The sequence below is a fragment of the Flagellimonas sp. L-11 genome (assembly GCF_056857735.1).
The window spans coordinates 24,085-35,826 of the sequence record NZ_JBSXNR010000043.1 but is presented as its reverse complement, the minus strand read 5'-3'; the positions used below and the strand labels follow the sequence as shown (position 1 = coordinate 35,826).

Annotated in this window: 9 protein-coding genes; 5 read left to right on the top strand and 4 right to left on the bottom strand. The window is 41.4% G+C overall.

The features are described from left to right. Nucleotides 1–15 precede the first annotated feature (15 nt). Nucleotides 16–720, top strand: coding sequence for an RluA family pseudouridine synthase (locus tag AC13CC_RS06800; protein WP_482876268.1), 705 nt, complete (start codon nt 16–18; stop codon nt 718–720). Here the strand turns inward: AC13CC_RS06800 and AC13CC_RS06795 are convergent. Further along, on the bottom strand, nt 710–2,254 hold the full coding sequence (locus tag AC13CC_RS06795; RefSeq protein WP_482876257.1) for a hypothetical protein: 1,545 nt from the start codon (nt 2,252–2,254) through the stop codon (nt 710–712). The two genes, AC13CC_RS06800 and AC13CC_RS06795, sit on opposite strands and share 11 nt — an antisense overlap. A 147-nt stretch (nt 2,255–2,401) precedes the next feature. On the opposite strand from AC13CC_RS06795, the gene AC13CC_RS06790 reads away from it, so the two are divergent. Both AC13CC_RS06790 and leuB read left to right on the top strand, forming a co-directional pair. Then, complete coding sequence (locus AC13CC_RS06790; RefSeq protein ID WP_326279389.1) at nt 2,402–3,574, top strand: 2-isopropylmalate synthase; 1,173 nt, start codon at nt 2,402–2,404, stop codon at nt 3,572–3,574. Nucleotides 3,575–3,591: 17 nt separating this feature from the next. After that, on the top strand, nt 3,592–4,710 hold the full coding sequence (gene leuB, locus AC13CC_RS06785; RefSeq protein ID WP_482876255.1) for a 3-isopropylmalate dehydrogenase: 1,119 nt from the start codon (nt 3,592–3,594) through the stop codon (nt 4,708–4,710). Nucleotides 4,711–4,831: 121 nt separating this feature from the next. On the opposite strand, the gene AC13CC_RS06780 is transcribed toward leuB, so the two are convergent. Beyond that, nucleotides 4,832–6,076 (bottom strand): peroxiredoxin family protein, encoded by a 1,245-nt coding sequence (locus AC13CC_RS06780; RefSeq protein WP_482876254.1) that lies wholly within the window; start codon nt 6,074–6,076, stop codon nt 4,832–4,834. 129 nt (nt 6,077–6,205) lie between these two features. Between AC13CC_RS06780 and pheT the strand changes: the two genes are divergently transcribed. Then, nucleotides 6,206–8,617 (top strand): phenylalanine--tRNA ligase subunit beta, encoded by a 2,412-nt coding sequence (gene pheT, locus AC13CC_RS06775; RefSeq protein ID WP_482876252.1) that lies wholly within the window; start codon nt 6,206–6,208, stop codon nt 8,615–8,617. On the opposite strand, the gene AC13CC_RS06770 is transcribed toward pheT, so the two are convergent. After that, entirely contained in the window at nt 8,618–9,148 is a 531-nt protein-coding gene (locus AC13CC_RS06770) for a fasciclin domain-containing protein (RefSeq protein WP_482876249.1), read from the bottom strand. 214 nt (nt 9,149–9,362) lie between these two features. Here AC13CC_RS06770 and AC13CC_RS06765 point away from each other — a divergent pair, with 214 nt between their 5' ends. Next, entirely contained in the window at nt 9,363–10,076 is a 714-nt protein-coding gene (locus tag AC13CC_RS06765) for a hypothetical protein (RefSeq protein WP_482876247.1), read from the top strand. Here AC13CC_RS06765 and AC13CC_RS06760 read toward each other — a convergent pair. After that, on the bottom strand, nt 10,073–11,701 hold the full coding sequence (locus tag AC13CC_RS06760; protein ID WP_326279381.1) for an ABC-F family ATP-binding cassette domain-containing protein: 1,629 nt from the start codon (nt 11,699–11,701) through the stop codon (nt 10,073–10,075). The two genes, AC13CC_RS06765 and AC13CC_RS06760, sit on opposite strands and share 4 nt — an antisense overlap. Nucleotides 11,702–11,742 lie beyond the last annotated feature (41 nt).

The following is an 11,742-nucleotide window of genomic DNA, read 5'->3' as shown; positions in this document are numbered from 1 at the left end:
GATTAGCAATTGGCTATTAACAATAAGCAACATTCCAATAAATCCAATCTTCAGATACTTTTTGAAGACAACCACTTAATTGTCGTCAACAAACGCGTTGGTGATATTGTACAAGGCGATAAAACCGGCGACGACCCCCTCAGCGAAGTGGTAAAGCAATATATTAAAGAGAAATACAACAAGCCTGGCAATGTGTATTTGGGTGTGGTGCATCGATTGGACCGCCCTACTTCGGGAATCGTGCTTTTCGCCAAAACATCCAAAGCCTTGCCCCGACTCAACAAGATGTTTGCCCAAGGAGAAACCAAAAAAATGTATTGGGCGGTTGTGAAAAATCCCCCAGTCCCAGAAAGCGGGACCTTGACCCATTGGTTGGTGCGCAACCCCAAGCAAAACAAATCCTATGCCCACACCAAAGAAGTGCCCAATAGCAAAAAAGCTGTTTTGGATTATAAGATCATAAAAAAACTGGACAGCTACTTCTTGTTGGAAATTGACTTAAAAACGGGCAGGCACCATCAAATAAGGGCACAATTGGCGGCCATTGGCTGTTCCATTAAAGGGGATTTAAAATACGGTGCCGACCGCAGTAACAAGGATGGCGGTATCCACCTACATGCTAGAAGTTTGGAAATTGTACACCCCGTGCAAAAAGAACCCATGTCATTTTTGGCACCTCCACCTGAAGACCCCGTTTGGAGCGCCTGTGCTAGCGAGTAATTGCCAAGGCTTTTTCCCTGATTATCTGTCCTACGGGCTTGTTCTGCAAGTGGCTTTCCAACCACGAAAGAATATCCAAATACAAGAATGCCCTTTTCTCGTAAGGATGGTTCTCGTATTTCTTTAACTCATTGTACAACTTTTGGAACTCCCCTTTTAAATCGGTAGGGTAAATGTTTCCAAGGTTTCTGAGAAACTTAATCATTTCTTTCTGAACCTCGTGCAAGTCGTTCATTTTCAGCAAGAACTTGTACGTGCTCTTAAGCTGTACTTCCAAATGATAATCCATACCCGCTTCGTAATGTGCCACAAGGCTCAAAACTCGTGCGAAGCACATCAAATCCTCGCGCATCTTTAGTTTTTTGTTGGAAATTATCTTTTTGAGGTAGGCAATACAGTTTTTGTTGTCCCCATTTCCAAAGTAAAGACATGCAATCTTGTAATAGAGCAACATCACATGATGCTCATCTATTTGTTGTCTGTGTTTTTTGATGCCATACTCGATGATATTCACCAAATAAATGCCCTTGTCAAAAGTTCCCTCCAAAAAGTGAAGGTTCAATTTGTTTGTGTTGATATACAAAAAGGCCAATGAGCTTATGTTGTCATTTTTGGGAAACTTAGGGTCTTGCACCTGATCCTCCAATCGCTCCAAGGTTTCCCTAAACTGCGATGCGTATTTTACAAAGAAAAGCGACTCCAACAAGTAATGATTGCCCTTTAAAAAGAATACAGGGTTCAGTGGAATCATATGTTTGTTATCGTAAAATAAATCCACCCATTTACTGGCGTATTTATAGGCTGACAAAAAGTCCTGAATCAAAAGGCTGTACCACAAATGTGCCTTGTACAACCATAATTTTTCACGGAAACCAAGTTTCTCAATGTCATATTTGGGCAAATGCTCATCAAAATAACTTTTTACTTTTTGAAGATCTTCGTCGCTTCTCACATAACCCACTTTCAACATCATTCCATACAACTGTAACGAAAGATTGGAGAGCTTGCTTGTCATTACATTTTGTGCAGAAAGTTCCTTGGCCTCAATGGCAAGTTCATCCGCCCTATCGGGTATACTTCGGGTAATATATTGGGTCTCGATTACCTTTTCCAGCTCCACAATCTCGTATGCAACGTTTTTCTCCTCATTCTCAATGGCAAAACTCTTTGCCTTCTCCAAAATCTTCAAGCTTTGCTTGTAGAGTCCCTTTTGATACAGAATGGTAGCAAAATCCAGTTGTTCGCGTATCTGAATACGAACGTTTTGGTTTACAGGGTTCAATCGCAAACTCACTAAAATTTGCTTGTATAAATGTGCCTTAAGGTTGGAAAGTTGTGATTTTTTGACAATACCGCTATCCAAAATCTGCCGTTCATCATATTTCCGCATCTTATCCAAGAGATTGAACAAAGCCAAAAATTTAGCATCCGTATTAACCCCCAATCGGCCAACATAGAGCTTAAATTGTCGTTTTTCGGATTTGGAAAGCGATTTTACCAGTACAAACAAAGCGTCCTTGTGGGCATTTGTCATCGTAAAAAATATTGTTTAAAATATTGTTTATCAGTTGTTTAAATCACACCAAAAGCAGTTTAACGTTGTAACATGCTCCCAGCTGTTTTTCGTCTTCAGCCTTCCTTTACTACTTTCGTTAGTCATAGTAAAAAACAGGTTGAGATAATGGGTAAAGATAAGGTAGAAATTTTTGACACAACACTAAGAGATGGAGAACAGGTACCAGGTTGCAAACTGGATACCGAGCAAAAATTGATTATTGCCGAACGATTGGATGAACTAGGAGTTGATGTGATCGAAGCAGGTTTTCCCATATCCAGTCCCGGTGATTTCAAATCCGTGAACGAAATTGCCAAATTGGTCAAAAATGCAACGGTCTGTGGATTGACCCGTGCCGTGAAAAAGGACATTGAAGTAGCCGCCGAAGCCATCAAAGATGCCAAAAGACCAAGAATACACACGGGTATCGGAACTTCCGAATCACATATTAAGTACAAATTCAACTCAACCCAAGATAAAATTATAGAACGTGCCGTTGATGCCGTTGCTTATGCCAAAACTTTTGTAGAAGATGTTGAGTTCTATGCGGAAGATGCTGGACGTACCGACAATGAGTTTTTAGCCAGAATCTGCGAAGCGGTAATCAAAGCCGGAGCAACCGTACTTAACATTCCTGACACTACAGGATATTGCCTACCGGAAGAGTATGGTGCCAAAATGAAGTATTTGAAGGAAAACGTAACAGGCATTGATAAAGCCATTCTTTCCTGTCATTGCCATAACGATTTGGGATTGGCCACCGCCAACTCCATTGCAGGTGTGGTGAACGGTGCAAGACAAATTGAGTGCACCATAAACGGCATTGGGGAAAGAGCAGGAAACACTTCTTTGGAGGAGGTCGTGATGATAATGAGACAACATCCGCACTTGAATTTGGATACCAACATCAACAGTAAATTGCTTTGGGACACCAGTACCATGGTTTCTCAAAAAATGGGCATGCCCGTGCAGCCCAACAAAGCAATTGTGGGCTCCAATGCATTTGCACACAGTTCCGGTATTCACCAAGATGGGGTGATCAAACGCCGGGAAACCTACGAGATCATTGACCCTAAAGATGTTGGGGTCAGCGAATCTTCCATTGTATTGACTGCAAGAAGTGGACGCGCAGCATTGGCTTACCGTGCCAAAAATGTAGGTTACGAACTCACAAAACTTCAATTGGATACGGTGTACCAAAACTTTTTGAAGTACGCCGACGTTAAAAAAGAAATTTTGGATGAGGACATCCACGAGATTGTTGAAACCAGCAATATCGGAATGAAGAGCTTGGCTTAAATCATGGTAACTGTCATATGATATTGAAAATCGCATTGCTAGCTGGAGATGGTGTTGGACCCGAAGTGTTGGCCCAGTCGGTAAAATGCCTAAATGCCGTTGAAGAGACCTTTAATCACCATTTTATTTTTAAAGAAGCTCCTATTGGTGCCATTGCTATGGACAAAAATGGGACTCCACTGCCCGATACTACCTTAAAATTATGTCAAGAGTCGGATGCCGTGCTTTTTGGCGCTATTGGTGACCCAAAATACGATAACGACCCCGATGCAAAAGTTAGGCCCGAACAAGGTTTGCTTCAATTGCGCAAAGCACTTGGGCTGTTTGCCAACATTAGACCCATACTTTCACATCCAACTTTGTTGGATAAATCCCCTCTAAAAAAGAAAGTGATCAATGGAACTGATTTTGTAATCTACCGTGAACTTACCGGTGGGATATATTTTGGGGAGAAAACATTGAATGAAGAAGGTACAAAAGCCTCTGACCTTTGTGAATATTCCGAAGAAGAAATAAGCCGTATTGCCCATTTGGCTTTTAAGGCCGCAAAGGGTCGTAAAAAGAAGCTTACTTTGGTAGATAAGGCCAATGTTTTGGAATCTTCAAGGCTTTGGCGCAAAGTTGTTACACGAATCGGTGAAAGTTATCCGGAGGTGGCGTTGGATTTTTTGTTCGTGGACAATGCTGCCATGCAGATCATACTCAACCCCAAACAGTTTGATGTTATTTTAACAGAGAATATGTTCGGGGACATTATTTCAGATGAAGGTAGCGTTATTGGTGGTTCTATCGGATTGTTGGCGTCAGCTTCTATTGGTGAGGAAAATGCGTTGTTCGAACCTATTCACGGTTCTTATCCACAGGCCAAAGGTAAAGATATTGCCAACCCGATTGCCTCTATACTTTCCGCGGCTATGCTGTTGGAGCATTTTGGACTTACTGAAGAGGCATGGGCCGTAAAAAAGGCGGTGGATAAGTCTTTGAAGAAAGGAATCGTTACTCCCGATTTAAGGGAAAACAGTCAATACGGTACTAATCAGGTTGGGGACTTTATTGCCCATAATATTGTGGATATTGAAGATGATACCCTTATGAATGATGAGAACATCGATTTGGGCAAGTCCACAATAATTTAATGTCCTTATCAAGCTCAAGTTCAAAACTTCTGACTTCACACTTCTGACTTCCATCATCTAACCTTTAACTTCAAAAACCCAAGCCGCAGCCTTCCTCTCTGGTAAGTCCATAATTATTTAACTAGCTCTCATTTTCAGGCGCTTCAGAAGTCAGCTCTTTGATTATTTTATTAAAATCCTTTTTGAATTCGACAAACTTATCACCCGTTGCCGGCCCATTAAAGCCCGTGTGTATTTTGCGGACTTCCCCGGTTTTATCAATATAAATTGTAGTAGGATAAGAAAGGATATGGTTCAGCATCGGCAGTTTTTCGTTGGCCTTTTGCTTATTAGATGTTCCGTATTGTGCCAAAAGGATTGGATAAGGTACTTCCTCTCTTTCCTTGAGTCTTTTTATGCCCTCAAAGGCTTTCTCCTCCGTTTTGGCATATTCAAATGCCAATCCCACAAATTGCAAATCCATATCGGGATTGTTTTTGATAAAATCCACATAAAACCGTGTTTCATCCAAACAATTGGTGCACCAAGTTCCCATAATTTGAACCAGCACAACCTTGTCATCGAACATGGGATCGTCCAAATTCACCATCTCTCCATCTGAATTTGGAAAGGAAAAATCGAACTTATCATAACCTTCACGCAAATAAGTGAGGTCGTTGGAATCTGGAAGTTCAAAAGCTTCATTTCTGGCGCCCATAAATTCTTGGACAGCATGTTTTCCAGAATAAAACTTACCATCCAAAGTGCTATCGGTTACTTGTGCCAAAAACAAAAATACGTGCGAACCATCAAAAGCGGATAATTTCATGCTGTCCCCGGTAACAACGCCGTCCAAATAGCGGTAATCCCCTGTTTTGGTCCTAAAAGTTCCTTTAACCTTGTTTCCGTTCTGCATAAAAATGCCTTTTGCAGGATATTCATCTTCAGTATTTACCTTAAAATAGGTTTCCCAAATGCCCGAAATATTAACCGCTGCATCCTTTTCTGCCTCAAAACGATCCTGAGTACCATAAGTGGCCCTAAAAGGGACCTTTCGCCCTTTACTCTCTTCAATAAACTCACCGGTTATCTCATTTGCAGAATAAGTACCCGAAATATGCCCCTCAAAAATAGGCATACGGATATCGATGGAATCCCCGTTAAAGGTAAACTCATCAATAGTGATAACTTCTTCCGCATTGAATACTTTCATCTCATATCCGCCATCTACATTTTGTGAAAGTGTAAATTCAAAAGGCAACTGTTGCGACTCTGAAACTTCAATTTTTCCCAGCCAATCGCCCACATTCAATTTATTTTTTTCAGCATTTACGCATGAGGTCAATATAACTACAAGGCCTACTATCGCCAACCCTATCTTATTCATAAAGTGAAAGATTTTACCTAAATGTAGGAAATACATTTTAAAACAAATCATTGCTTACGGCTTAAGGTCATTATTATCGTTGAATCTGTTCCCCTATTGTTATATATTTGTGCCCTCTAAAAATGGGGTATGAAGATTTCTTACAACTGGTTGAAGCAATTTTTGCAAATTGATTGGGATGCTCAAAAAACAGGCGAACTTTTAACGGATTTAGGCCTAGAGGTTGAGGGCATATCACAATTTGAATCAGTTAAGGGTGGTTTAAAGGGCATTGTCGTAGGACATGTGCTCACATGCGAAAAACACCCAAATGCGGACAGATTAAAATTAACTACTGTTGATGTTGGCCAAGAAGCCCCTCTACAAATTGTTTGTGGAGCACCCAATGTAACGGCGGGACAAAAAGTGCCCGTAGCTACCGTTGGCACTACGCTCTACACCAAAGAGGGAGAGGCTTGGGTAATAAAAAAAGGGAAAATTCGTGGCGAGGTGAGCCAAGGCATGATCTGTGCCGAAGACGAAATAGGCCTTGGAGAAAGCCATGATGGAATTATGGTACTGAACGAGGAGCTGGTTCCCGGCACGCCTTGCTCCAAAGTTTTTGAAATTGAAAACGATGAAGTTTTTGAGATAGGACTCACCCCCAACAGGTCCGATGCCATGAGTCATTTTGGTGTGGCTCGCGACCTTAAGGCTGGATTGGAGCAAAAAGAGATTCAAAAGGAGTTGGTAACACCTTCGGTTAGTAATTTTTCTATTGACAACCGATCGTTAAAGGTTGATATAGAGGTTCTGGAAAGTGACCTTGCCCCAAGATATTGCGGGGTTACGATCAGCAATCTTGTAGTTCAAGACTCTCCAGATTGGTTAAAAAACAGATTGAAGGCGATTGGATTGGCCCCGATCAACAATGTTGTGGATGTTACCAACTACGTACTTCACGAATTGGGTCAGCCGTTGCACGCTTTTGATGCATCAAAAATAAAAGGGAACAAAGTTGAGGTAAAGACCTTGCCCGCCGGCACCAAGTTCACGACCTTGGACGAAGTGGAGCGCGAATTGCATGAAGATGATTTGATGATCTGCGACGCAGGTAGCCCTATGTGTATTGCCGGTGTTTTTGGGGGGCTTCACTCCGGAGTTACCGAGCACACTACTTCTATCTTTTTGGAAAGTGCCTATTTTGACCCAGTCTCCATAAGAAAAACAGCAAAAAGACATGGATTGAATACTGATGCTTCCTTTAGGTTCGAAAGAGGTATCGACATCAACATGACCAAATATGCCCTAAAAAGGGCTGCTCTTTTGATTAGGGAAATCGCAGGCGGATATATTACTTCCGAAATTGCCGATTTATTTCCCAAAAAGCCACAGGAGAGACAGGTATTCTTGACCTTCAACAAAATCAACTCTTTGATTGGACAGGAAATTCCGCAGGATACCATAAAATCCATACTTTCCGCATTGGAAATACGAATCAACAACGTTACGGAGTCCGGACTGGGCCTTACCATACCAACATACAGGGTGGATGTTACCAGAGAGGTTGATGTGATCGAGGAGATTTTAAGGGTTTATGGTTACAATAATATTGATTTTAAGGAAAAACTGAACGCCTCCATTGCCAAATCATCACGTTTTGAAAACTACAGGATTCAAGATGTGATCGGAGATACATTGGCCGCGAAAGGGTTCTTTGAGATTATGACCAATAGCCTGGTCTCGTCCGATATTGCTTCAAAAGATGAAAGCGCCGTACAGATGTTGAATCCGCTGAGCTCCGATTTATCGGTTTTAAGAACTTCCATGCTACATTCCGGCCTACAAACGGTTAGCTACAACCACAATAGACAAAAAACAGACCTGAAGCTTTTCGAGTTTGGAAAAACCTACCACAAAGTGGACAATGGCCATCAAGAAAAGCAGCACTTGGCCATTTTCATTTCTGGGGAACGCACACAAAGTAGTTGGGCCGTTGCCTCAAAAAGATCTGAATTTTTCTATTTAAAAGGTATTGTAGAGAATGTTTTTGAGCGTTTGGGCATAAGGGATATTGACACAAAACCACTAACGGATTCAGATTTTGCAGAGGGAGTTTCCTATGTGAAAAACAATAAGGCCTTGGTGTCTTTAGGACTGGTCGGAAAGGCAGCTCTAAAGCGATTCGACATTAAGCAAGAAGTATTTTATGCCGATTTGGAGTGGGATGCCATTCTGGAATGTGTCAGCACCCAAAATATAGCTTTCAAGGAAATCCCTAAGTTCCCAGAGGTAACAAGGGACTTTGCTTTGTTATTGGACGATTCTGTTTCCTTCCAAAAAGTGTACGACATTGCCTGGAATACCGAAAAAAAACTGCTTAAAAAAGTAAATCTGTTCGATGTATATACAGGTAAAAACCTTCCTGAAGGGAAAAAATCCTATGCGGTGAGCTTTACCCTAATGGATGAGAAAAAGACTTTGACAGACAAGCAGATTGAAAAGATAATGGGTAAACTATTGTCGCAATACCAAAAGGAATTGGGGGCGGAACTTCGCTAATTACATTTGGGTAGGTAGGATAACACTGTCTATTTCGTGAACCACACCTTCATTTTCCAGATTAAGGTCGGCCGCCGTAATTCTTGCAGTATTGCCAATGGGGTCGGTGAGCACAATATCGTATCCATCCAAGTGTGCCGTTAATTTTTTGCCCTGAACGGTTGTAAAACTGGCCATTCCATTGCCTCTTCCAATGGCGCGCAACATACGGGAAGCGGTAAGTTGTCCGGCAACAATATGGTAAGACAACAAAGATTTCAAGGCTCTTTTGTCTTCCGATTTGATCAATTCTGCTATTTTATTGTTCGAAAATTTCTCAAAGGCGGCATCAGAAGGCGCAAAAATGGTAAAAGGCCCTGATTTTTGAAGTAAAGCACCCAATTCCGTTGCATTTACCGCACTCAATAGAATTTTATGGTTGTCCAGCTTACTCGCGTATGATAATGCGTTGGATGTATTTTGGGCAGTAGTCGTATAAATAGAAGAAGCCAAGCAAAGGCCAAGCAAAAATTTGGTTACGGGGGTATTCATAAAGTTGTTTGAATTTTAGGCTTGTTTTTTTGTATGCTTATACGATTAACTACCAAAAATTTCGATAAGATACATCTTTTTTAATGATATTATCCACATTTTTCACCTCTAAAATCCATTTAACACAAACTTAACATTGTGTTTTTATGACAAATGTCAGGATGGAAAATTCAATTCCTTAAATTTGAGTGTATTACTAAAAAACTGCGCGATTTTGAAAGGAGTAAACATAGAACACAAACTTCAAAACAGGAGAGATAAGAAATGGGATAGCGGACAAATTCTGGCCGAAGTCCAGCAAATTTTGAGCGAAGATTCCAAGAAAGAAGAGCAAGTTACTCATCAATTGGGCTCAAAAAACAATGTTAGTGCCAATGATTTTGATTTTGACCAATTGGAAACTGAAAAAATCTTTCATATTGATCAAATCAAAGAAATTTGTATTGATTACCGACTGCGCTTTTTGAACAGTCCTTTTTTTAAAGGCGAGATTCCACAAGAAGCCATTTCCAAAATCAAACAACTGGAGGCCGCCCATAATACCAAAATCGAAGGCTTCAAAATTATGGCCCCTTCCAAATTGTTCAAGCTGGAAGATAAAGACGATCCGCTTCTCTTCGCCCCTATCGGAAATGACTATTACTATTTAATCCACAAATGGGGCAACGATTTACATCCGCTTCGAAAGTTATTCGCGTGGCCTTTTAAAAATATTGCCAACTTGGTCGTTGTGGTTCTTTTGATCAGTTACTTGGTTACACTTATGGTTCCCGAAGGATTGTTCTCCAAAAAAAATACCACGGCAGAGTTTTGGATTATTTACTTTTTTATGTTCAAATGCATAACATCCATAGTTATTTTCTACGGATTTGCCCTGGGCAAAAATTTTAACCCGGCTATTTGGAAAAGCAAATACTTTAACGCTTAAGCGGTTACAGCGTACATTTTTTCGCGCTGTTCTTTTATGGACTTGTCGGACATATAATCGTCAAAGCTCAAGTAACGGTCTATGGCTCCATTTGGTGTCAACTCAATGATTCTGTTTGCCACCGTGTTCACAAACTCGTGGTCATGGGTCGTGAGCAAGATGGTACCCTTAAAGTTTTTTAATGAATTGTTGAAAGCGGTAATACTTTCCAAATCCAAGTGGTTTGTGGGCTCGTCCAACATAAGCACGTTGGCACGGAGCATCATCATTCGGCTGAGCATACAACGTACTTTTTCTCCACCGGAAAGCACAGTGCATTTTTTTAAGGCCTCTTCTCCGCTAAAAAGCATCTTTCCCAAGAATCCTCTAATGTACACCTCTTCCCTTTCCTCTTCGGTCTTGGCCCATTGGCGTAGCCAATCCACAAGGTTGATATCTTCTTGGAAATAGGATGAGTTGTCCGCGGGCAAATAGGATTGCGTAGTGGTCACCCCCCATTGAAACTTGCCGCTATCGGGCTTGATCTTATCGGCAATAATATCGTAAAAAGCTGTGGTGGCCCGCGAATCTTTGGAGAGGATGGCCACTTTATCACCTTTGGCCAAGTTGATATTCACATCTTTGAACAGCAAATCCCCATCCTCGGAAGTGGCGGATAGTTTTTCTACATTCAATATTTGGTCACCAGCTTCGCGCTCACGATCAAAAATGATGGCAGGATATCTTCTACTTGATGGCTTTATATCCTCTACCTTAAGCTTATCCAACATTTTTTTACGGGATGTTGCCTGCTTACTTTTGGCCACGTTGGCACTAAAACGTTGAATAAACTCATTGAGTTCCTTGGCTTTTTCCTCGGCCTTTTTGTTTTGTTGCGCGCGTTGACGGGCAGCCAATTGGCTACTCTCGTACCAGAACGTATAGTTTCCTGAAAACAGGTTGATTTTTCCAAAGTCGATATCCGCGATGGTTGTACAAACGGCATCCAAAAAGTGCCTGTCGTGGGAAACTACGATTACAGTGTTATCGTAGTTGGCCAAGAAGTTTTCCAACCAGTTGATGGTGTCGTAATCCAAATCGTTGGTAGGCTCATCCATGATCAGCACATCCGGGCTTCCGAACAGGGCTTGGGCCAAAAGTACCCGTACCTTAAGTTTGGAATCCAGATCACCCATGTTGGTATAGTGGAGGTCTTCCGTGATTCCTAAATTGGAAAGCATGGCAGCGGCATCACTATCGGCGTTCCAACCGTTCATTTCCTCGAACTTTACCTGTAACTCGCCAATTTTATCTGCATTCTCATCGGTATAGTCGGCATACAGGGCATCAATTTCCTTTTTTATCTCGAACAAAGGCTTGTTTCCCATCACCACGGTTTCCAAAACAGGGTATTCATCGTAAGCATTGTGATTTTGCTCCAAGATGGACATCCGTTTCCCTGGCTCTAAATGCACATGGCCCGAAGTGGGATCGATCTGCCCGGATAAAATTTTAAGAAATGTGGATTTACCAGCGCCATTGGCGCCAATGATACCGTAACAATTCCCTTGGGCAAAGGTTACGTTAACTTCATCGAACAAAACTCTTTTGCCAAACTGTACGGATAAATTCGATACTGATAACATGCAACTATCTTTATTTTTTTGCAAAAGTAGCTAAATGTGAT

Excerpts from the sequence above, each read along its gene's own strand:
- AC13CC_RS06795 (WP_482876257.1), bottom strand. The coding sequence starts at position 2,254 with ATGACAAATGCCCACAAGGACGCTTTGTTTGTACTGGTAAAATCGCTT.
- AC13CC_RS06790 (WP_326279389.1), top strand. The coding sequence starts at position 2,402 with ATGGGTAAAGATAAGGTAGAAATTTTTGACACAACACTAAGAGATGGA.
- leuB (WP_482876255.1), top strand. The coding sequence starts at position 3,592 with ATGATATTGAAAATCGCATTGCTAGCTGGAGATGGTGTTGGACCCGAA.
- AC13CC_RS06780 (WP_482876254.1), bottom strand. The coding sequence starts at position 6,076 with ATGAATAAGATAGGGTTGGCGATAGTAGGCCTTGTAGTTATATTGACC.
- pheT (WP_482876252.1), top strand. The coding sequence starts at position 6,206 with ATGAAGATTTCTTACAACTGGTTGAAGCAATTTTTGCAAATTGATTGG.
- AC13CC_RS06770 (WP_482876249.1), bottom strand. The coding sequence starts at position 9,148 with ATGAATACCCCCGTAACCAAATTTTTGCTTGGCCTTTGCTTGGCTTCT.
- AC13CC_RS06760 (WP_326279381.1), bottom strand. The coding sequence starts at position 11,701 with ATGTTATCAGTATCGAATTTATCCGTACAGTTTGGCAAAAGAGTTTTG.